The 17,821-nt window shown below is 72.9% G+C and carries 23 protein-coding genes and 1 pseudogene; 11 read left to right on the forward strand and 13 right to left on the reverse strand.

The window, feature by feature from the left end:
- Positions 1-46: 46 nt before the first annotated feature.
- On the forward strand, positions 47-748 hold the full coding sequence (locus ACIF6F_RS22220) for a hypothetical protein (RefSeq protein WP_399949138.1): 702 nt from the start codon (positions 47-49) through the stop codon (positions 746-748).
- A gap of 55 nt (positions 749-803) precedes the next feature.
- A complete protein-coding gene (locus ACIF6F_RS22225; RefSeq protein ID WP_399949140.1) occupies positions 804-1,412 on the forward strand; it encodes an RICIN domain-containing protein in 609 nt (202 codons plus the stop codon).
- 34 nt (positions 1,413-1,446) lie between these two features.
- Here ACIF6F_RS22225 and ACIF6F_RS22230 read toward each other — a convergent pair whose 3' ends face one another.
- Positions 1,447-1,665, reverse strand: coding sequence for a hypothetical protein (locus tag ACIF6F_RS22230; RefSeq protein ID WP_399949142.1), 219 nt, complete (start codon positions 1,663-1,665; stop codon positions 1,447-1,449).
- Between the two features lie 142 nt (positions 1,666-1,807).
- The gene (locus tag ACIF6F_RS22235; protein ID WP_399949144.1) at positions 1,808-2,434 is read right to left on the reverse strand and encodes a TetR/AcrR family transcriptional regulator; all 627 of its coding nucleotides are present in this window, start codon (positions 2,432-2,434) and stop codon (positions 1,808-1,810) included.
- Between the two features lie 106 nt (positions 2,435-2,540).
- Here ACIF6F_RS22235 and ACIF6F_RS22240 point away from each other — a divergent pair, with 106 nt between their 5' ends.
- From ACIF6F_RS22240 to ACIF6F_RS22260, 5 genes and pseudogenes are all read left to right on the forward strand, one after another.
- A complete protein-coding gene (locus ACIF6F_RS22240) occupies positions 2,541-3,356 on the forward strand; it encodes a VOC family protein (protein ID WP_399949147.1) in 816 nt (271 codons plus the stop codon).
- 65 nt (positions 3,357-3,421) lie between these two features.
- On the forward strand, positions 3,422-4,042 hold the full coding sequence (locus ACIF6F_RS22245; protein WP_399949149.1) for a hypothetical protein: 621 nt from the start codon (positions 3,422-3,424) through the stop codon (positions 4,040-4,042).
- A 190-nt stretch (positions 4,043-4,232) separates the two neighbouring features.
- Positions 4,233-4,451, forward strand: a complete 219-nt coding sequence (locus ACIF6F_RS22250; RefSeq protein WP_399949151.1) for a three-helix bundle dimerization domain-containing protein — start codon at positions 4,233-4,235, stop codon at positions 4,449-4,451.
- A gap of 104 nt (positions 4,452-4,555) precedes the next feature.
- Positions 4,556-4,765: pseudogene (locus tag ACIF6F_RS22255) on the forward strand (TetR/AcrR family transcriptional regulator); the annotation flags it as partial.
- A 231-nt stretch (positions 4,766-4,996) separates the two neighbouring features.
- Entirely contained in the window at positions 4,997-5,482 is a 486-nt protein-coding gene (locus tag ACIF6F_RS22260; RefSeq protein ID WP_399949153.1) for a DedA family protein, read from the forward strand.
- A gap of 172 nt (positions 5,483-5,654) precedes the next feature.
- Here ACIF6F_RS22260 and ACIF6F_RS22265 read toward each other — a convergent pair whose 3' ends face one another.
- The 6 genes from ACIF6F_RS22265 to ACIF6F_RS22290 are packed head-to-tail and all read right to left on the reverse strand — an operon-like array spanning position 5,655 to position 11,239.
- Positions 5,655-6,659, reverse strand: coding sequence for an agmatine/peptidylarginine deiminase (locus ACIF6F_RS22265; protein ID WP_399949155.1), 1,005 nt, complete (start codon positions 6,657-6,659; stop codon positions 5,655-5,657).
- Entirely contained in the window at positions 6,656-7,531 is an 876-nt protein-coding gene (locus tag ACIF6F_RS22270; RefSeq protein WP_399949157.1) for a hypothetical protein, read from the reverse strand. Before ACIF6F_RS22270 ends, ACIF6F_RS22265 begins: the two co-directional genes overlap by 4 nt.
- Complete coding sequence (locus tag ACIF6F_RS22275; RefSeq protein ID WP_399949159.1) at positions 7,518-7,808, reverse strand: acyl carrier protein; 291 nt, start codon at positions 7,806-7,808, stop codon at positions 7,518-7,520. Before ACIF6F_RS22275 ends, ACIF6F_RS22270 begins: the two co-directional genes overlap by 14 nt.
- Entirely contained in the window at positions 7,795-8,733 is a 939-nt protein-coding gene (locus ACIF6F_RS22280; RefSeq protein WP_399949161.1) for a diiron oxygenase, read from the reverse strand. The genes ACIF6F_RS22275 and ACIF6F_RS22280 overlap by 14 nt, the downstream gene beginning before the upstream one ends.
- Positions 8,730-10,160 (reverse strand): condensation domain-containing protein, encoded by a 1,431-nt coding sequence (locus tag ACIF6F_RS22285; protein WP_399949163.1) that lies wholly within the window; start codon positions 10,158-10,160, stop codon positions 8,730-8,732. Before ACIF6F_RS22285 ends, ACIF6F_RS22280 begins: the two co-directional genes overlap by 4 nt.
- On the reverse strand, positions 10,157-11,239 hold the full coding sequence (locus ACIF6F_RS22290; protein ID WP_399949165.1) for a threonine aldolase family protein: 1,083 nt from the start codon (positions 11,237-11,239) through the stop codon (positions 10,157-10,159). The genes ACIF6F_RS22285 and ACIF6F_RS22290 overlap by 4 nt, the downstream gene beginning before the upstream one ends.
- 314 nt (positions 11,240-11,553) lie before the next feature.
- On the opposite strand from ACIF6F_RS22290, the gene ACIF6F_RS22295 reads away from it, so the two are divergent.
- Together ACIF6F_RS22295 and ACIF6F_RS22300 are read left to right on the forward strand one after the other, a co-directional pair.
- Entirely contained in the window at positions 11,554-12,771 is a 1,218-nt protein-coding gene (locus ACIF6F_RS22295; RefSeq protein ID WP_399949167.1) for an MFS transporter, read from the forward strand.
- Between the two features lie 154 nt (positions 12,772-12,925).
- A complete protein-coding gene (locus ACIF6F_RS22300) occupies positions 12,926-13,357 on the forward strand; it encodes a DUF5958 family protein (protein WP_399949169.1) in 432 nt (143 codons plus the stop codon).
- Between the two features lie 27 nt (positions 13,358-13,384).
- Here the strand turns inward: ACIF6F_RS22300 and ACIF6F_RS22305 are convergent, their stop codons facing one another.
- Together ACIF6F_RS22305 and ACIF6F_RS22310 are read right to left on the reverse strand one after the other, a co-directional pair.
- Positions 13,385-13,600, reverse strand: coding sequence for a hypothetical protein (locus ACIF6F_RS22305; protein ID WP_399949171.1), 216 nt, complete (start codon positions 13,598-13,600; stop codon positions 13,385-13,387).
- A 68-nt stretch (positions 13,601-13,668) separates the two neighbouring features.
- A complete protein-coding gene (locus tag ACIF6F_RS22310; protein WP_399949173.1) occupies positions 13,669-13,899 on the reverse strand; it encodes a DUF6480 family protein in 231 nt (76 codons plus the stop codon).
- 384 nt (positions 13,900-14,283) lie between these two features.
- On the opposite strand from ACIF6F_RS22310, the gene ACIF6F_RS22315 reads away from it, so the two are divergent.
- Positions 14,284-14,889 (forward strand): hypothetical protein, encoded by a 606-nt coding sequence (locus ACIF6F_RS22315; protein WP_399949175.1) that lies wholly within the window; start codon positions 14,284-14,286, stop codon positions 14,887-14,889.
- A gap of 27 nt (positions 14,890-14,916) precedes the next feature.
- Here the strand turns inward: ACIF6F_RS22315 and ACIF6F_RS22320 are convergent, their stop codons facing one another.
- The 3 genes from ACIF6F_RS22320 to ACIF6F_RS22330 form a co-directional block, all read right to left on the reverse strand.
- Positions 14,917-15,465 carry a GNAT family N-acetyltransferase gene (locus ACIF6F_RS22320; protein ID WP_399949177.1) on the reverse strand — a complete coding sequence of 183 codons (549 nt, stop codon included), beginning with the start codon at positions 15,463-15,465 and terminating at the stop codon, positions 14,917-14,919.
- A gap of 87 nt (positions 15,466-15,552) precedes the next feature.
- Complete coding sequence (locus tag ACIF6F_RS22325; RefSeq protein ID WP_399949179.1) at positions 15,553-16,023, reverse strand: hypothetical protein; 471 nt, start codon at positions 16,021-16,023, stop codon at positions 15,553-15,555.
- Between the two features lie 133 nt (positions 16,024-16,156).
- Positions 16,157-16,663, reverse strand: a complete 507-nt coding sequence (locus tag ACIF6F_RS22330) for a metallophosphoesterase family protein (RefSeq protein WP_399949181.1) — start codon at positions 16,661-16,663, stop codon at positions 16,157-16,159.
- A gap of 90 nt (positions 16,664-16,753) precedes the next feature.
- On the opposite strand from ACIF6F_RS22330, the gene ACIF6F_RS22335 reads away from it, so the two are divergent.
- Positions 16,754-17,584 carry an endonuclease/exonuclease/phosphatase family protein gene (locus ACIF6F_RS22335; protein ID WP_399949183.1) on the forward strand — a complete coding sequence of 277 codons (831 nt, stop codon included), beginning with the start codon at positions 16,754-16,756 and terminating at the stop codon, positions 17,582-17,584.
- The last annotated feature ends 237 nt before the right edge of the window (positions 17,585-17,821 follow it).

Raw genomic sequence — 17,821 nt, forward strand, 5'->3', positions numbered from 1 at the left:
CCGCGACCCGCCTGCTCGTGTCCCCTCCCGTCGAAAGGCGCCCGGCATGACCTCCTCCGCATCCGTCCACGTGCCGCGACGCTCGGTGCTGCGTACGGGCGCCGGCCTCGCGGTGGCGGCAGACCTCGCGGTGTCGGCGCGCACCGTCGCGGCGGCCCCGGTACGGGCCGCGGAACCGGGCGCCGGGCCGGCGTCCGGCCCGGGTGCACCCGGCGCGCTGCGCGCGGGGCGGACCAGCGCGAACGGCTGGCCCGTCGAGGAGGCCGCCGACGACGGCGGGGCGGTCTGGACCGTGCCGGTGCCGGGCAGCCCGCTGTCCGTGGCCCTGCGCATCGGCGACGTGTCGGCCGTCCTCGTGCACGTCCTGCGCCGGTACCACTACGAGATCGACACGCTGTCCGCCGGCGAGGCCACGGGCTTCCGGCCGCTGTCCGGCGCTCTGCGGGGACACGCCACGGACCACGCCACGGACCACGCCTCGGGGACCGCGGTCGCGGTCCGGCCCGGGTGGTTCCCGCCGGGTGCGCGCGGCGGGCTGTTCGCGCACCAGGTGAACGTGGTGCGCGACGTCCTGGCGGAGGCTCAGGGAGTGGTGGGGTGGGGCGGTGACTGCCGCGTCCCGGACGAGTCCCGCTTCCACATCGCCGTACCCCCTGCCGACCCGCGCCTGAAGCGCCTCGCGGACCGCGTGCGCGGCTGGGCGGACGTCCCCGGGGCGGGGGCGGGGACCCGCGTGGTGGGGTCCTGAGGCCACCGTCCTGACCTGCCCCCCGTTTCCTCCGTCGTCGACGCCAGGAGTCCTCGTGTCCCACCGCATCCGGCCGGTCCATCTGCTGCGAGCCGTTGCGGCAGCCGCGGCCCTCACCCTGCTCGCCGTCATGCCCGCCTCGGCGCAGCCCGCCTCGGCGCAAGCCGCCGCGTCACGGACCGCCGCGGGCGCCCGGCCTTCGATCTTTCCGCCGGACGGCCACGTGGGGCGACTGGTCAACGTGGGCAGCAACAAGTGCCTGGAGATCGCGGACGGTTCGCACGCGGACGGCGCCCGCGCGCAGCAGTGGGACTGCGTGGGCGTACGCCACCAGTCGTGGCGCTGGGTCCTGGTGGGCGTGGCGTACGACCAGTGGGAGCAGGAGTGGCACAGCTACCGGCTGGTGAACGCGGAGAGCGGCCTCTGCCTGGAGATCGCGGACTTCTCGCGCGCCGACGGTGCCCGGGCCCAGCAGTGGCGGTGCGCGAACGCGGCGTCCCAGATCTGGAGCGTGCCGTACGCGCACCACCGGCGCACCCTCGTCTACAACAACCACAGCGGGAAGGCCCTGGAGATCGCGGACGGTTCCCTGGCCAACGGCGCCCGGGCGCAGCAGTGGCAGGTTCCGCAGTACGTCCCCCCGCACATGTCCTGGGACTTCTAGCCGGACCGGGGCCCTTGTCACGCGGGCCAGCGGACTAGGGGTCGCCTCCGCCGCCCGATCCGTCGGCGGCTGCCCGGGGCTTGGCGCGGCGCCAGAAGCTCTCCGCGAACTCGATCACCCCGAGGACGACCAGAACGACACCGGCCGGCTGCCCCTCGAACCAGAAGAACCTGCTGTCGGGGAACGCGGTGACGAGCACCACCCCGACCACGACGAGAACGACCCCCACGGCCTGCTTCATCTTCGCCGACATGATCGAACGACCCCTCCTCTGCCCGTTCCCGAGGTGACGGCAAACGGGTTGCACGGACTGTCAGTTGGCGACGAAAGCCTTACCCGCCGATGGTCGACCGCACAAGGTGACGCCGAGCCTCCCCGACTGCGGGTGGCGGGTGTCAGGCGTAGGACGTGAGGGAGGTGCTGAGCAGGGCGTACACGTGGTTCGCCTCCGGGGTGAGGACGGCTTCGATCTCCTCGTTGGTGTGGCCGGCCAGGGTGAGTTCCTGGATGCGGCTGAACAGCAGGCGGTCGGCGGCCGCGATGAGGGCGGCGGCGGCGCGGGGCGCGATGGCGGGGGCGTCCGGCGGGGTGGCGGAGGCGAGGGCGGCGGCCAGGGCCGCTTCCCTGAGGTCGTGCAGTTCCCGCAGGCGGGCCGTGAGGGTGGGGCTGTCGGCGACCATGCGGGCGAACGCCGGGCCGGTGAACCCGGCGACCGGGCTGTGTTCGGTCAGCGTCGCGCGGAAGGCCCGGCCGAGCGCCGCGAAGGGGCTCTCGCCGGGGGCACGCCCCGCCACCGCGCCGGCCAGGCTCTCGGTGAACGCCTCGTGGTGGTCGAGGGCCAGGTCCTCCTTGCGCGGGAAGTAGTTGGTGACCGTCTTCTTCGCGACCCGGGCCGCGGCGGCGATCTCGGCGATGGTGGTGCGCTCGAAGCCCTGGTCGATGAAGAGGCGCGTGGCGCTGTCGGAGATCGCCCGGCGCGTCTCCTGCTTCTTGGACTCGCGGAGTCCCGTCTCGATGGCCATGGGCTCAATCTTACGCTCGACGTAAAAATGCCCTTGACCGAGCTCGGCGCGCCTCGTAAATTTACCTCTGTAGTAAAAATCGTCCGGACCTAACTTGGAGTCGCGCTTGCGAGTCACCACCTCGGCCCTGTCCCTGACCGTCGCCGACCCGTCCGCCTCGCGGGACTTCCTGCGGACCCACCTGGGCTACCGGGTCGCGCACGAGGCCGACGGCTTCGTTTCCCTCACCCGCGACGACGCCGCCGCGGACGTCGTGCTGCTGCGCCAGGGCACCGAGGTACTCCCGCCCGAGCAGCGCCACCAGCGGGCCGCCGGGCTGATCCTGGCCCTCACCGTCGCCGACGGCCTGGAGGCCGAGGAGCGCCGGCTGCGCGAGGCCGGCGCGCCCGTCACCATGCCGCTGCGCGAGGAGCCCTGGGGCGAACGGCTCTTCCAGCTCACCGACCCCAACGGGGTCGTGGTCCAGCTCGTCGAGTGGGCGGCGCCCGACCCGTCCGAAACCGAAACCGCCCGGGAGGCCGGGCATCCCGAGGAGACGCCGGAGACCGCCGTGCAGGTGCTGACCCCGACCGAAGAGAACGCGATCGAGACCCCGAACGCGCGCATGACCACGCACGCCTCCCCCAGCCGCGGCAGCTCCGAGCTCAGCGCCTGGACGGTCGCCATGAGCGCCGGACAGGCCGGTCCCGACCACTCCGTCGGCCGCGAACAGGTCTGGACGGTCACCTCGGGCGCCCTCGAGGTCGTCAGCGGGGACCGCAGGGAGCGGGTGGCGGCCGGTCAGACGCTGGTCCTCGGCCCGGGGGTGGTGCGGCGGATCGAGGCATCGGAGGACGTCACGGCGTACGTCGTCATGCGCGCCGACGGCGTGGTCGCCGTCCCCGGCACCGAAGGCACCCGACCCCTGCCCTGGGCCGAGTGAGCGTGCGGTGGCGTCGGCAGGTCTGCCGCGAGCCTCGCGCGCGGCTCCCCGTCTAGGCTGCCGGCATGGGGATGGATCTGTCGCTGTTCATGGCGGACTGGGAGCGGCTGGCCCGCCTTCCCGTCGAGGACCGGGCCCGGGCGATGGAGGACGCCGTCTGGCCTCCCGGGCGGGACGACGAGCACCAGCGGTACCCGGTGTCGGGTGGCTGGATCTGGCCGCCGGAGCGGGTGGAGGCCTGGTGCGCCGAGTACGACTTCGCCGCCACCACCGGCGCCTACAGCCCGCACTTCCGTGCCGGCGACGCGTGGGACGACATGCGGGGGCTCGTCGACGTGCCGCTGCGCGAGGCGATGGACACGTTCCTCGGCGGCCTGATCTGGGACGAGGACCCGGAGGCCGATCCCGCGCCGACCGGGGGCGGAGGGTTCTTCCCGCCGGCCGGCGACGACGGGCGGCTGCGCGTCCTGCTGGTGTGCCCACCCGGGTCGGTGAGCGGCAAGGCACGGGCGTGGGAGCGGGCGGAGGCGCGGCTGGACGAGCTGCGCGAGCCGTTCGCCGTGGAGTGCGCGGGGTGGGCGGGGCGCCCGGCGAGCTTCGAGGACTTCACGGTGCTGCTGCGGGAGTGGGGTGCGGTGACCGCTGAGGCGGCGTACCGCGGGTGGGGCCTGGTGGGCCTGCCCTGAGGGGAGGCCGGCGGGACGTGGCCGGAGCAGACGCGCCGGGAACCCTCGCCGGTGCCGGACCGGTCGTACGTCAGGCCGGAGCCGGCCCAGGACGGGCCGACGGCATCGGCAGAAGATCGACTTCCCGGCCCGGGCGCCGCACACCAGACTGGGAGGAAGCAGCCGGCACGAGACCGAACCGAGGTGTCTGATGGCTGAGTCGGAAGAGGATGCCTCCACCATCCGCCTCGTGGCAGAACGCCTGATGAAGGCGCATCCGCACGTGGACGTCGACGTGGTGCGCGGGTCGGTCCAGACGGCGTTCGAAGAGCTCAGGTACGCGCGTGTGCGGACCTACCTCCCCGTGCTCATGGAGCGCCGGGCCCGGGACCTGCTGCCGGCCGAGGGGCCGGGCGAGTTCGACGGCTGACCGGCCGCCGGCTCGCCACGGACCTCGCACCCCACCGGGTGCTGGGGCAGGAGCCGACGCCGACGGAGGCGCTGCCGTCCTCGCCCAGGCGGGTCGAGGCAATCATGACCGTGCAGGGCACCGCCGTGATCGCCTCCTGCCTCGCCGCCGAGCGGGACGCGGGGCGCCTGGCCGATGACATCGACGTCGACACCCCCTCCCCCACCCTCGTCGGCGCCGGGCACCTGCTGTTCGCCGACCGGACGAGCGGCCCGCCGCAGGCCGGCGCCGTGCGGAGGATGGTGGCCACCGTCCTGGCCGGCGCCGTCCGACCGGTGCCTGTACTGCCGTATCGGCGTTCGGTTAGGCTTGCCTTGCTTGGCGTACGGGCGTGCAGGTTCGGGTCCCGGTGGCGCAGATGGCACCCTTAGGACGGAACGGGCAGAGGCAGGCGCAGGTGAGAGACGTTGAGCGGGCTCGTGTGCGTCGTGCGCCCGGCCGGGGCCGGGCGCCCCTGCGGATGACGGATGCCCCGGGGTTCGGGCCGGAGCTGGGGACGGGGTGCCGTGGATAAGATCGCGCTCACGGCCGGTGCCCTGTACTTCATCGTCCTGCTCCGCGCCGGAGGCACGTTCGCCCTCGGGTGGCTCGCGGGTGCCGGTGCCCGGCGCAGCCGGTTCGCCGACCGGATCTCCTCGGCGAGGTTCCGGCGCGCCGAGCGGGCGATCCAGCGGTGGGGCGCGCCGGTGGTGGCCGTCTCCTTCCTCACGGTCGGCTTCCAGACCGCAGCCAATTTCCTCGCGGGCAGCATGCGGATGCCGCTGCCGCGCTACCTTCCCGCCCTGTTCCTGGGCGGAGCGGCCTGGGCGCTGATCTACGCGACCGCGGGCCTCGGCATCCTCGAAGTGCTGGGCCGGCTCTTCGCCGAGCAGACGGCCCTCGGGGTGGCCGGCGTGGCCGCTCTCGTAGTGCCGGCGTGCGGCGTGTTCGCGTACCGCCGCCGGAGAACCGCCGCACCGCCGTCCGCTGCCCCAGCGGCCGAGGAAGCGTAGGCCGTCGCGGCCGAGGCCGCGGTGCCGGGTGAGTACGGCGAGTTCCATGACCGCGGAGGTGCGGTGCCCGTCTTCGCGGGTGAAGGCCGGGGGTGGATCGGGTGCCGATTCTCGCTCACGTGCCGCTGCCGGCTCTGCCGGCCCGGGTGGGGCGGCAGAGCCGGGCGTTGGGTCAGTGCGGTCGGGGGGCCGGGAGTTGTTGGGTGATGCAGTGGATGCCTGCGTCGCCCGTGGCCAGGGTGGGGGTCTCGACTCCTACGACACGGCGGTCCGGGAAGGCCTTGGCGGCCGCTTCCAGGGCCTCGGCGTCGCGGCTGGTGCCGGCCAGCGGCATGACCACTCCGCCGTTGGCGATGTAGAAGTTCATGTAGTTCACGACGGCGTCCTGGCCGTGGACGCGTACCGGCTGCTGCGGCGGCAGTTCGAGGATCTCCAGGCTCCGGCCGGCCGCGTCGGTGACGGCTTCGAGGACGGCGCGGTTGGCCTGCAGGCGGGCGTGGTCGGGGCGCGCGGGGTCGCCCGGCGCCTCGACCAGGACCCGTCCGGGGCCGATGAACTGGCACACGTGGTCCACGTGTCCGTCGGTGTCGCCCGCGAGGTGGCCGTACGGCAGCCAGATCACCTTGGTCGCGCCGAGCAGGGCCTCGAACTCGGCCTCGATGTCGGCCCGGCCGAGCCGCGGGTTGCGGTTGGCGTTCAGGACGCACTGCTCGGTGGCGATCAGGGTGCCTTCGCCGTCGACGCTGATCGCCCCGCCTTCGAGGACGGTCATGGTGGCCCGGCGCTCGATGCCCAGGACGGGGAGCAGGCGTTCGGTGATCCGGTCGTCCTGGGCGTAGGGGTGGAAGCGTTCGCCGAAGGAGTTGTAGCGGAAGTCCACCCCGACCCGGCCCTGCGGGCCGTGGACCACGATCGGTCCGGTCGCGCGGAGCCAGGCGTCGTCCATGGGGACTTCCACGGTGGTGACGTCGACATCGCAGAGCGCCCTGACCCGCTCGGCCTGGCCGGGCCGGACGAGCAGGATCACCGGTTCGAAGGCGGCGATGGCCCGGACGGTCTCCGCGTACTCCCGCTCGACGGAGGCGAAGCTGTCGCCCCACAGCGACTCGTACGGCGGCCAGGCCAGCATGCAGGCCTCGTGGGGTTCCCACTCGGCCGGCATCAGGTGGCCGGTCATGCCGTCCCCTCGGGGAGGGGGAAGGATGCCACTGCCTCTTCCGCGGCCTGCCAGTCGCCTTCGAAGCGCCCGGCGAGGACGTGCAGCCACCGCTCCATGCCGAACGCGACGCACGAGGTGTGGGCCTCTTCGCCCGCGTAACGGATCCCGGCGCGCTCGCCGAAGAAGTTGCGGTGGTAGTTGACCGAGGCGATCGCGAGGCCGCCGTCGGCGACGAACTCCTCCTTGGTGGGGAAGAGCCGCTGCATCACGGCTCGGGAGCCGTTGGCGTCGAAGAACGGGTCCGTGGCGACCTCCGTCGTGAGGTCGAGGCCCAGGTGGGCGGCGAAGCCGAGCACGAGGTCCTTGTGGGTGGTGAGGTGGCCCTTGACCGTTTCGGCGTCGCCGACGGCGATGATCTCGCGCATCGTGAAGCCGTGCAGGCGGCGCAGGCCCTCGTAGTGCGTCTCGCGCCGGAAGCACTGCGCGAGGGTCGTGAGCCGGACCGGCTCGTCGAGCCGGCTGCCCGACAGGGACAGGTAGGCGTTGTAGCAGGCGGCCGAGGGCAGGACCAGGCCGGCCTCGGCGAGCTGGTGGCCGCCCAGGGTGGTGCCCGGCTCCGCGGGGTGCGCGGGCAGGTCGGCGATCGCGTCCGTGTTGACCGCCGCGGCGGCCAGGACCAGGTGCGGGAAGTTGGTGAAGTAGTCGAAGCGCGCCAGGTCGGCGACCGGGATCAGCGGCGGGTAGAGGACCTCTGCGGCGCCGGCCGCGGCCGCCCAGCCGGTGAACACCCGGTCGAGGGCGGCCCGGAGGCGGACCGCCTCGGGGCCGAGCGTGACCAGGCCGTCGGTGACGTCGACGGGGGCGCGCAGTCCCGCGTCAGGCGTGCGCATGGCCGGCACCTTCCGTGAGGAACGCGTCGATGCGCTCCAGCGTGCGGAAGTGGTTGACGTCCGTCGTGGCCAGGTCGACGGGCTCGCCGGTCAGTTCCTCGATGAGCAGCAGGAACTCGACGAAGGCCAGCGAGTCGAGGATCCGGGCCTCGATGAGGTCGCGGTCCCAGGGGATGGTGTCCACGGAGGCGTTGAGCTTCCTGAGGAAGGCGAGGACGGTGTCCATCGACGGGTGTGCCGTGGTCGGGTTGGTGCCGGTGTTCTCACGCGTTGACATGGTCGGTCCCCCAAGAGGTGCTGAAGATTCCGCCGGCGACGAAGAACCGGTCGACCCGGGCCATGAGCTTGACGTGGAACGCCTCGCGCACCGGGTGCGAGAGCGCCTCGCGCCGGACGGCGAGGGGGTTCTCGACGCCGCAGTCACGGAAGATCTGCGGGTTGTAGAGGCTGCGCACGGAGTACGTCATGTAGTCCTTGACGTACTTCTCGATCTCCTCGCGGCGGTCCGGGTCCGCGGCGAGGGCGCGGTCGTAGAGGCGCTTGACGAGCTGCTTGCCGAAGGCGACGTGCCGGCTCTCGTCGTGGTGGTGGGCCGCGTGGATCTCGCGGAGGATGTCCGGGATCAGCTGGTCCTTGCCCATGCGGCTGTTGTAGTAGTCGAAGATCTCCTCGAAGATCAGGATGCGGGAGAAGACGATCACGTCGTCCCACAGGTTCCCGAAGCCCTCGCGGCGGAGCGGGGAGGCGGCCTCCGGGTAGATGCCGCCGGTGTACCGGTGGCAGAACTCCGCGAAGAACCACATGTGGGCGTTCTCTTCGCCGATGAAGTGGTGCAGGTACTCGTTGTACTCGGCGAAGTCGGGCGTGTGGATGCGCTTCGCGACCTCGATCATCAGCTCGCGGATGCCGTGGACGTGCAGGCTGAAGAAGTTGACCGTCTCGTAGCGGGCGAGCGCCTTGAGCGTCTTCTCGTCGTCGATCAGGCCGGTGCCGGAGACGGTGAGGTAGTCGGGGTTCATCCACCACTGGTCCTCGGGCACGGTGTCGGGCCACGTGAACTTGGTGTACGGGTTGTAGTACTCGTCGCGCGACTTCTCGGACAGGCGCGCGAGCATGGTGCTGAAGCCGGAATCGTCCATGGTGATGCGTTCTTTCGGGTTGGTGCCGGTGCGGTCGGCCGCCCGGATGGCGGCCTCGGTCATGCGGTGGAGTCGGCCAGCGCGACGAGCGAGCGCTCCAGTTCGCGCAGGAAGGACTCCATCCGGGCCTCGGTGATGTGCCGGATGTCGCAGGTCAGGGAGAATTCGAGGTACTGGCCTGCGCCCTCGCCGGCAGCCCCTGCTGCTTCCTCTCCGTCGTCGACGATGAGGTAGAAGGGCTCCTGCTCGGTGACCGGGAGCCAGGTGAGGACGGTGCCGGACAGCAGGTCGGCGGCCGGGACGTCGCGTCGTACGGCCCGGTCCGCCGGCAGCGTGCGCCGGTCGTTGAGGCAGTACGCGAAGCGCAGCGGCGCGTCCGGGCCGTCGCCCAGCTCGGCGAGGAGCCGGTTCATGCTGTCGGCGTCGCATCCGGACCTCTGGAAGGCGGTGATGGCCGCGGGCCAGGACCGTTTGACCGCCTCGGGCAGGTCGGCGCCCGTGAGGTCCACCGAGAAGTAGCTCTCCTGCATCATCGTGGCGATCGTGGTGCGGCTGTCCCGGCCGAAGCGCTGCGAGCTGGTGAGGTGCAGGTCGACGCGGTCGCCTCCGGTGAGTTCGCGCAGCAGCAGGGCCGTCGCGCCGACGATGACCGCCGCGACGCTGAGACCGGTGTCCTCCGCGATGCGGGCGGCGGCGTGCTGGGCGGCGCGCGAACGGAGGGCCGCCTGCCGGTACGCCGACGCTTCGGGGAGGTCCGCGACCGCCGGCGGCAGGGCGAGGGGCGGCCGGTCGCGGTACAGCGCGGCCACGTGGGCCAGGGTGCGGTCGCGCCGGCGGATGCCGTCGGGCGACTGCTGCCACTCGGCCAGGCCGGCCGAGGTCATCGTGCCGGGCGGCAGCGGAGCGAGCGTACGCCCGTTGCGGAAGTACTCGGCGACCTCCTCGGCCAGGTGCTGGAGGGCGTACCAGTCGACCGCCATGTGCGAGAAGACGTACACCCCGCCCCAGACGCGGCCCTCGGTGACCAGGAGCACCAGGCGCATCGGCAGTTCGTCGGCGAAGGAGAACCGCCGGGTGGCGAAGAAGCGCTCCAGTACGCCGATCTCGTCACCCGTGGTCGTGGGGGTGTCCACGAACTCGACGGGCAATTCGCCTTCGGTGAGGACGCGTTGGACGACACGGCCGTCGGGCGTGCGCGGGAAGACCGAGCGCAGGGCCTCGTGGCGCGTCAGGAGGAACGAGAGCGCGTCGAGGCACTCGTCCTCGGTGGGGCGGACAGCGGGCGGTACGCGGAAGGCCTCGACCACGTTGTAGACGTGGTGGTCCGGCGCCGACTTCTCGATCAGCGCCCAGATCTCCTGCTGGCTCCAGTTCAGCCCGGCTTCGACGGCGCGCTCGCCGGTGAAGGGCGCGCGGCGGACCCGCGCGGGCAGGGGCTGTCCGCTGTGGTCGGGGTCGGCGTTCCGGTGCATGCCGGTGAGGGTGTTCACGTCCGTACCGCTCCCGATTCCGTCCGGGTCGCCGCGAGTTCCTCGGCCACGGCCGCGGCGAAGGCGTCGACGTCCTCCGGGGTGGTGTCGAAGGAGCACATCCAGCGGACCTCGCCGACCCGTTCGTCGCGCACGTAGAAGGGGTGGCGCTTCTGCAGGCGGGCCGTGGCGTCCGCGGGCAGCACGGCGAAGACCGCGTTGGATTCCACGGGTCGGCTGACGCGTACGCCGGCCAGCGCCCCGACGGCTTCGGCCAGGCGGCGCGCCATGGCGTTGGCGTGGCGGGCGTTGGCCAGCCACGCTCCGGACTCCATGAGGGCGATGAACTGGGCCGATACGAAGCGCATTTTGGATGCCAGCTGGGCCGCGGCCTTGCGCAGGAACGCGGTGCCGCGGACGGCGTCCGGGTTGAGCACGACGAGCGCTTCGCCGAGCAGGAGGCCGTTCTTGGTGCCGCCGAAGGAGAGGACGTCCACGCCCGCGTCGGTGGTGAGGGCCCGCAGGGGGACGTCGAGGGCGGCCGCGGCGTTGGCCAGCCGGGCGCCGTCGAGGTACACCGTCATGTCGTGCTCGTGGGCGTAGGTGCAGATGTCGGCGATTTCCTGCGGCGTGTACAGGGTGCCGAGCTCGGTGGGCTGGGTGATCGTGACGACGGTCGGCTGGGCGCGGTGCACGTCGCCGCGCCCGCCTGCCTGCTGCTCGATGAGGGCGGGCGTGAGCTTGCCGTCGGGCGTCGGCACGGTGAGCAGTTTGAGGTGGGCGATCCGCTCCGGGGCGCCGCACTCGTCGGTGTTGACGTGGGCGCTTTCGGCGCAGATGACGGCGCCCCACGGCTCGCTCATGGCCTGGAGGCCCACCACGTTCGCGCCGGTGCCGGTGAGCACGGGGTACACGCTCGCGCCCGCGCCGAAGTGGTCGCGGAAGACGTGCTGGAGCCGTTCGGTGTAGGCGTCGTCGCCGTACGCGGTCTGGTGGCCCTCGTTGGCGGTGGTGAGGGCGGCCAGGACGTCCGGGTGGATGCCTGCGTTGTTGTCGCTGGCGAAGCCCCGCGAGGCGGGGTCGTGCAGTCGGGAGATCAATCCTTCGTCCTTCACTCACGCGGCGCGCCTCGTCCGGGCGCCGCGGTGTCGGCTGGATCACGGGGATGCGTGGGGCATGCGGGGATGCCGGGACGCGTGGGGGATCCGGATGAATGGGGGGGGCGCAAGGTGTCATGGGCTGCTGGTGGCAGCCGTACCTTTCCCACTCCCCTCGATGTCCGGTGCGAAGATCCTACGAGATGATCTAGTAATCAGCGCAAGCCTTCCGGCACACTTCTGATCAAGAAGAAATCCTGCCGTGCAGCCTTGACGTGCCTGGCAGTTGCCCGTATGAGCACACAGGAAGACGGAGCATGCAGACTCCCCCGGCAAGCGCCCTGCGGCGCGCCCACAGAGGTGTCCTCGGCACCTTCGCCCTCGTCGGTGTGGTGAACGGCATCCTGGCCGCCAGACTCCCGGGACTGGCCGCCAAACTCGGCCTGGACGCGGGCGACGTGGGGCTGGTGATCCTGTCCTGGGGCGTCGCGGCGACGCTCACCATGCAGTGCATGCGCTGGATCGTCGCGGCGGTCGGGAACCGGCTGCTGCTGCGGATCGGCACGCCGCTGGTGACCGTGTCCGTGGGCCTGATCGCCCTCAGCCCCTCGTTCCCGCTGCTGCTCGCCGCCGCCGCGGGCTTCGGCGTCACGTCCGGTGTGGCCGAGGCGATGATGAACGCGCAGGGCAGCCTGGTCGAACGGCGGTCCGGACGGCCGATGATGAACGGGTTCCACGCCGGGTGGAGCGCCGGCGCGGTGGCCGGCGGCCTGCTGGCCGTGCTGCTGGCCGCGCTCGATGTCCCGTACACCGCTTCGGTGTTGGGCGTCGCGGCCGTCGCGCTGCCGACGGCCTTCGCGGTGGGCTGGACGTACCTCGACGAACCGGCCGAGGAGGAGGAGACCGAGCAGCGCGGCAACCTGCCCGGCATCGTCTACCTGATCGGCGCCGTCGCCTTCATGGCCCTCCTCGTCGAAGGGCTGGTGGCGGACTGGAGCGGACTGCTGCTGACGCGCGAGCTGCACACCACGGAGGCGGTCGCCGCCCTCGCCTACCCCTTGTACGAGGTGGCCACCTTCACCGGCCGGCTCTTCGGCGACCGGCTGCGCCTGCGCCTCGGCAGCCGCCCGCTCCTGGCGGCGGCCGGCAGCGCGACGGCTCTCGGAGTGCTGCTGGTGGTCGTGGCGCCGTCCGCAGCCTGGGCGATCGCCGGGTTCGCGCTGACGGGACTGGCCGTCTGCATCGTGGTGCCGCTGTGCATGTCGCTGGCCGGCGCGGTCGTCCCGGGCCGCTCCGACGCCGCCATCGCCCAGGTGTCGGCGATCGGGTACGCGGGCCTGCTCGTCGGTCCGGTGCTGATCGGCTTCGTCGCGGAGGCGAGCTCGCTGCGTACGGGGATCGCCACGGCCATCGGCGTCGCGCTGTTCATCGCCGTCGCGGCGAGCCGGATGCCGCGGGGGCTCCCCGCCGCCGGCTCCGGTGCGGAGCCGGCCGAGGCGCCTGCCGCCGTACCGGCGGGCCGCGGCGACTCGTGAACGCAGGGGCCGGCGGATCGGTGACCGGCACGGGTCCGCCACCGGTCCGCCGCCCGGCCCATGCCGAAATCCGCCTCGCAGGGCGGTACCGGGTGCCACTAGGCTCCGCGGAAGCCGGGCCGCGGGCGTGGCCGGCACGGACGGGGGCACGGGAATGGCCGAGGCGGATCACGGGGACGGCGGTGGCGTCCGGCAGGCGACCGAAGTGGTCGTCAACGGGGTGGCCCAGGGGCTGCGGAGCCTGGACGACGCGGTGGCGTGGTTCTCCGGGCTCTCCCCCGCGCATCGGGAGACGGTGCTGCGGGACGTTGCCGGGTACGCCATGCAGGCACACATCACGCCCGCCGACGGGCGCGAGGGCGTGCTGCGGTCGGGTGTGAAGCCCACGGCGAACCCTGCGGTGATGGTCTGCCTGGACCCGCCCCGCTACGGGTTCCACCGGCTGCCGCCGGACGAACACGTGAGGGCGTTCCGGGTGCTCGTGTCCGTGTTCGCCGTCGCCGACGCGCGGCGCAGGGAGACGTACTGCAAGGGTGCGTGCGGGCACCCGTGGCACCGGTTGCCCGCTCCTGCCGAGGGGCTGTGACCCCGGACGCTCCCCGTGCGGGGCGGCTCAGGGGCGGTAGCTGTCGCTGAGGGTGGGCGGGGTGCCGTGCAGCAGCATCGCGTTGTACGACATGCGGTCGTTGTGGGCCTGGACCCGGCGGTCCTGTTCCAGGCGGAGGCCTTCGGCCGTTTCGGCGCCGCTGGTTCTGCGGCGCATGATCGCGACGATCAGGACGACGGCCAGCGCGATCATGATCGCGAAGAGAATGCCAAGTGCCAGCACGGAACCCCCCGGACGTGCGGTGTGTCGGTCGGGAACGATGATGACACAGGTGGTCCGGGCGGTGGGGTTCAGAGGGCCACGAGGATGCCGTAGACGAGGAAGAACAGGGCCACCAGGACTGCGAGGACGATGACGATGGTGAGCGGGCCGCCGCCCCAGCCGCGCTTCAGCGGGCGGTACGGGCCCGTTCCCGTTCCGGTGCCGGACTCGGCCGGCGGGGTCTCACCGGGCGGTACGGATCCGCCGCCGGTCAGCCCGGGGGTGGTGCGGGGGTCGGGGTCGGGGTTGCTGGTGCTCATGACCCGCTGCTCCCCGCATGCCGGACCGGCATGCGGGTGCGGTCGGATTCGTTCCGGGCACCGGCGGGTGGAGATGGCGGAGCGTGGTGGCGCGGGCGGGGTCGGTTACGCCTCGGGGGTGCGCCCGCTGCCGCGGCGGGCCGGGCCTCAGCCCCAGGCCGGGGCGGTGTCGCCCCGGGGTCCTGCGGCAGGCTGCGGGCCGGCGCGCAGGGGCGCACGCGAGCGGCGCCCGGGCCGACACGGGTATGCGGAGACCGGCCGGAGGGCAGGTGAGCACGTACGGTCGGGCGTGCGGGCCATGACTGGCTGTCACGGCCGTCGTGCCTCGCCGTCGGGGACCGGACCGGTCCCGTCCGTCGATGCCGCCGGAACAGGAGCACGCCGATGCGCCTCTACGCCCAGACCCCAGCCCGTCGCCTCCGGCAGGTGCTGGCCGACCTGACGGCCGTGGTCCTGGTGACCGTCGCCGTCTGGTTCGCGCTGGCCGTTCACGACGCGATCATGCTGCTGGCGGAGCCGGGGCGGAAGGTGGAGGACGCGGGCGGGAGCCTGGCGTCCGGGCTCCACGACGCGGGGGACGCGGCGTCGGACGTTCCGCTGATCGGGGACGTGCTGAAGAAGCCGCTGCAGTCCGCCGCCGACGCCAGCGACGGGCTCTCGGACGCCGGGCAGTCGCTGCAGGACCTGGTCGGGCGGGTCGCCAATCTGACGACGTTCGCTCTGATCTTCTTCTCCGTCGTGTTCGTGCTGGTGCTGTGGCTCCCGCCGCGCGTGCACTGGATCCGGCGCAGCGCCCGGATCCAGGCCCTGCGCGATGCACCCGGCGGCGCCGATCTGCTGGCCTTGCGGGCGCTGACCGGGCCGCTGAAGGACCTGGCCTCGGTCCCGGTACCGGCGGGGGGCCTGGCCGATGCGTGGCGGCGCGGGGACGCCGGGGCCATCGACGACCTGTCCCGGCTGACGCTCCGGCGGGCCGGCCTGCGGGCCTGAGGGGTACGGCTCCCAGGCGGCCGGAGGTCAGACCCTCGGGAGAGTGGGGTGGGGGGTGTGGGGGGTGGGGGTCGTGAGGGACCAGCGTTCGTGGTCGCGCCAGGCACCGTCGATGTAGAGGTAGGCGGGCGAGAGGCCTTCGTACCGGAAGCCGAGGCGGCGGACCAGGGCGCGGGACGGTTCGTTGCCCGGCTGGACGTTGGCCTCCAGGCGGTGGAGGAGCAGGTCGGTGAAGGCGTGCCGCAGGATGGCGGTGAGGCCCTCGGTCATGTAGCCGTGTCCTGCGGAGGGGGCGAAGGCCGCGTAGCCGAGGGACGCGCCCTGGTAGCGGCCCCGGATGATCGAGTTGATGTTGACCATGCCGGCGGCTGCGCCGGTGTCCCGGACGCGGATGAGGAAGCCCAGGTTGGTGCCGTCCTCGAAGCGGTCCATCCAGGCGGCGAACTCCGGTGCGGTGGCGGGCAGTTGCATCCACGGCCCGTGCAGGTCGGAGCTGGCGCGGACCAGGGCGCAGAACTCGTCCTGGTCGGATCGGGTGAGCGGGTGCAGTTCCACGCGTGACGGTGTGATCGGCATGGGCCAACGCTACGGCCGGTCGGCCGGCGGGCCGGCACCGGCTCCCGTACCGCCGGGCGGGCGCGGCGGTACGGGAGCGGTGCGCGGTCAGCAGGTGAGGGTGACCTCGTGGGCGACCGGGCTGGCGGAGCGCGGGTAGGACGCCACACCGAAGGTGCCGTGGACGGTCGAGCCACAGGGGTACTCGCCGGCGAGGCCGCGCACTTCGAGGGGTGCGGTCAGGAAGATGACCTCCCGGTACCGCGTGTCCGGCGGCGTGGAGCTGCCGACGACCTGCGCGGAGAGCGTCGTGAGCAGTTCCTTCGGGGCGGGCGCGGGGCTGCCGGGCGAGGGCGGGCCCGCGAGGCCGACCGTGCCGTAGAACTCGACGGTGGTGCCGGTGACTTCGGCGCACAGCCGGGTGGACAGACCCGCCTGGAGGCCGGAGGGGCCGCACGTCACGACCGTCTCGGCGACCGCCGCCGGGGGCGTGGCCGCGTGGGCGGGGGTGAGGGTGAGGGCGGTGAGGCCCGCGAAGCCGGTCGCGAGGGCGGCTAAGCGGGTCTTGGTCGTCGACATGGTGAGCTCCTTGTCAGGTGGCCACCCCTGCGGTGGCATGACATGTGATATTTCACATGTCATTGTAATGGGACGTGATCAGCGGGTGAACACCGGCCGCCCCGCACATGGCGGTCGGGGGCTTCCGCGGGCGTCAGGCCGAGCGGCCGGGCAGCCGGTGCAGCCGTACGTCCTCAAGTCCGGCAGCCGAGACCCGCGCCGTCATGTACGTGCAGTGCGGCTCGCGCCGCCGGTCCGTCGGCGACCCCGGGTTCAGCAGCCGCAGCCTGCCGTCGGCCACCGAGTCCCACGGGATGTGGCTGTGGCCGAAGACGAGCACGTCGGTGTCCGGGAAGCGCTCGGCGCAGCGTCGTTCGCGACCCTGGGCCGGGCCGGTCTCGTGCACCACGGCGAACCGCAGGCCGCCCAGCTCCGCGTACGCGACCTCGGGCAGCCGGGCGCGCAGCTCCGGGCCGTCGTTGTTGCCGTACACGGCGACCAGGCGGCGCGACCGCTCCTGGAGGAGGTCGAGGGTGGCGGCGTCCACCCAGTCCCCCGCATGGACGACGACATCGGCGCGCGGCACCGCGTCGAGCAGCTCCGCCGGCAGTGACCGGGCCCGTGCCGGGACGTGCGTGTCCGAGATCAGCAGCAGCTCCATTCCCCCACGCTAGGCCCTCTCCCCGTCCTATAGCCTCAGGTGACGGGAGGGACGTCGGATGCCGGGTGCGTCCGCGGTGAGGAGGCGACGGTGCTCGGTAGGGGCGGGCGGTGGCTCGCCGGCACGCTGGCCGGCGCCTGCGTGGTGCTCGTCGGGCCCAGCGCGCCGAGCGGTGCCGTCTACGGGAGGCCGCTGCCGGCGGGAGCCGTCGGGCACGTCGTACCGAACCGGGTCATGACGTGGAACCTCTGCAACCCCTGCGGGGCGAGCAACGCCGACCGGGCCGCGCAGATCGCCGCGTACGCGCCCCAGGTCGTGGCCCTCCAGGAGGCCTGCACTGCCGACGTCGGCAGGATCCGGGACTACCTGGAGGGGCTGTACGGGCTCGCCTACCACGTCGAGTACGGGCCGGTGCTGCGGAACCGGTCCCGCTGCGGCGGGCTGCCGTGGCGGCCGGGAGGTTACGGCCAGGCCGTCCTCTCGGCGGCGCCGCTGACGGACCCCGCCACGGTGGAGTACCCCGACGGCGGTTCCGAGGACCGGGGCTACCTGGCGGTCACGACCACCGTGGGCGGCCGGTCCGTCCGGGTGTTCAACACGCACCTCGCCCAGCGGCGGCAGGAGGACGTGCGGGCGGCGCAGACCCGCGTCCTCGCGGCCGCCGTCGCCCGCCACGACCGTGCCGTGGTGCTCGGCGACTTCAACGCGGTGCCGGAGGCGCCCGAGTTGGCCGTGGTGCGGAGCGTGGCCGCGGACTCGGAGCCGGGGTGTGCGGCCGCCGGGGACTGCGTGCCGACCACCGACTGGCAGCTCACGTTCGACTACGTCTTCCTGCGGGGTCCCGTCCCGCTGGGGCACCGGGTGGTCCCGACGCCCCGGTCGGACCACCACCTGGTGTACGCCGACCTCGGCGCGGGGTGAGGGGCGCTCCGCGGGCCGTGGCGGCTGCCGGCGCCACCGGCAGAAGTACGCGGGGCGTCATTCCTGCCGGTGCAACTGCCTGGCCCGGGCCCGTGCGCGCCGTGTTGGGTGGGGGCATCCCGGGCGATGCCGGACGGTTCTGCCGCGCCGCCCGGTCCCCTCAATCCCTGCCGACCGCCGCGCCGTTGGCGCGCCGGTCGCCCCACCAGTGTGAAAGAGAGACATGCGGACTACAGG

The organism is Streptomyces sp. NPDC086023 (genome assembly GCF_044540325.1).
Lineage (GTDB): Bacteria > Actinomycetota > Actinomycetes > Streptomycetales > Streptomycetaceae > Streptomyces.

What these genes read in the sequence shown, in the direction of transcription:
- ACIF6F_RS22270 (WP_399949157.1), bottom strand. Translation starts at nt 7,531, where the DNA reads ATGCGCACGCCTGACGCGGGACTGCGCGCCCCCGTCGACGTCACCGAC.
- ACIF6F_RS22235 (WP_399949144.1), bottom strand. Translation starts at nt 2,434, where the DNA reads ATGGCCATCGAGACGGGACTCCGCGAGTCCAAGAAGCAGGAGACGCGC.
- ACIF6F_RS22230 (WP_399949142.1), bottom strand. Translation starts at nt 1,665, where the DNA reads ATGTCGGCGAAGATGAAGCAGGCCGTGGGGGTCGTTCTCGTCGTGGTC.
- ACIF6F_RS22295 (WP_399949167.1), top strand. Translation starts at nt 11,554, where the DNA reads ATGCAGACTCCCCCGGCAAGCGCCCTGCGGCGCGCCCACAGAGGTGTC.
- ACIF6F_RS22250 (WP_399949151.1), top strand. Translation starts at nt 4,233, where the DNA reads ATGGCTGAGTCGGAAGAGGATGCCTCCACCATCCGCCTCGTGGCAGAA.
- ACIF6F_RS22300 (WP_399949169.1), top strand. Translation starts at nt 12,926, where the DNA reads ATGGCCGAGGCGGATCACGGGGACGGCGGTGGCGTCCGGCAGGCGACC.
- ACIF6F_RS22310 (WP_399949173.1), bottom strand. Translation starts at nt 13,899, where the DNA reads ATGAGCACCAGCAACCCCGACCCCGACCCCCGCACCACCCCCGGGCTG.
- ACIF6F_RS22265 (WP_399949155.1), bottom strand. Translation starts at nt 6,659, where the DNA reads ATGACCGGCCACCTGATGCCGGCCGAGTGGGAACCCCACGAGGCCTGC.
- ACIF6F_RS22320 (WP_399949177.1), bottom strand. Translation starts at nt 15,465, where the DNA reads ATGCCGATCACACCGTCACGCGTGGAACTGCACCCGCTCACCCGATCC.
- ACIF6F_RS22280 (WP_399949161.1), bottom strand. Translation starts at nt 8,733, where the DNA reads ATGACCGAGGCCGCCATCCGGGCGGCCGACCGCACCGGCACCAACCCG.
- ACIF6F_RS22315 (WP_399949175.1), top strand. Translation starts at nt 14,284, where the DNA reads ATGCGCCTCTACGCCCAGACCCCAGCCCGTCGCCTCCGGCAGGTGCTG.
- ACIF6F_RS22330 (WP_399949181.1), bottom strand. Translation starts at nt 16,663, where the DNA reads ATGGAGCTGCTGCTGATCTCGGACACGCACGTCCCGGCACGGGCCCGG.
- ACIF6F_RS22220 (WP_399949138.1), top strand. Translation starts at nt 47, where the DNA reads ATGACCTCCTCCGCATCCGTCCACGTGCCGCGACGCTCGGTGCTGCGT.
- ACIF6F_RS22275 (WP_399949159.1), bottom strand. Translation starts at nt 7,808, where the DNA reads ATGTCAACGCGTGAGAACACCGGCACCAACCCGACCACGGCACACCCG.
- ACIF6F_RS22325 (WP_399949179.1), bottom strand. Translation starts at nt 16,023, where the DNA reads ATGTCGACGACCAAGACCCGCTTAGCCGCCCTCGCGACCGGCTTCGCG.
- ACIF6F_RS22245 (WP_399949149.1), top strand. Translation starts at nt 3,422, where the DNA reads ATGGGGATGGATCTGTCGCTGTTCATGGCGGACTGGGAGCGGCTGGCC.